General features: G+C 64.3%; 1 protein-coding gene. It reads left to right on the forward strand.

The window, feature by feature from the left end:
* Positions 1-543: L-lactate permease (locus ACU8YC_RS25985; protein ID WP_446896110.1), on the forward strand; the 543-nt coding region annotated here is incomplete at both ends.

Consider the following 543-nt stretch of genomic DNA (forward strand, 5'->3'; position numbering starts at 1 on the left):
CTTCCACCTGATCTTCTCGCGCGTCGCGATCATTCATGCGCTGTGCGGGATTCTCATGCCGCTGATCATGGTCAGCATCATGACCCGTTACTTCGGCCGCAACAAATCCTGGACCGAGGGCCTGGCAATCGCACCGTTCGCGGTGTTCACCGGCCTGGCCTTCGTCATCCCGTATGCCGCGGCCGGTGTGTTCCTCGGGCCGGAATTCCCGTCGATGATCGGTGCGCTGGTCGGTCTGGCCATCGTCGTGCCCGCGGCCAAGGCCGGTTTCCTGCTGCCGAAGGACAGCTGGGATTTCGCCCCGGCGAGCGAGTGGCCATCCGAGTGGATGGGCAAGATCGAGATGAAGATCGAGGACGTCGCCGGCAAGACGCCGATTTCCGTGCCGATGGCCTGGGCGCCGTACCTGATCCTGGCCGGCTTGCTGGTGGCCTCGCGGGTGTTCCCTGACTTCAAGGCCTTGCTGATGTCGCTGTCGTTCGGCTGGAAGGACATTCTCGGTGAGACCGGCGTCTCCGGCACGCTGGAGCCGCTGTACCTGCC

The organism is Citrobacter sp. VF227 (assembly GCF_052950715.1).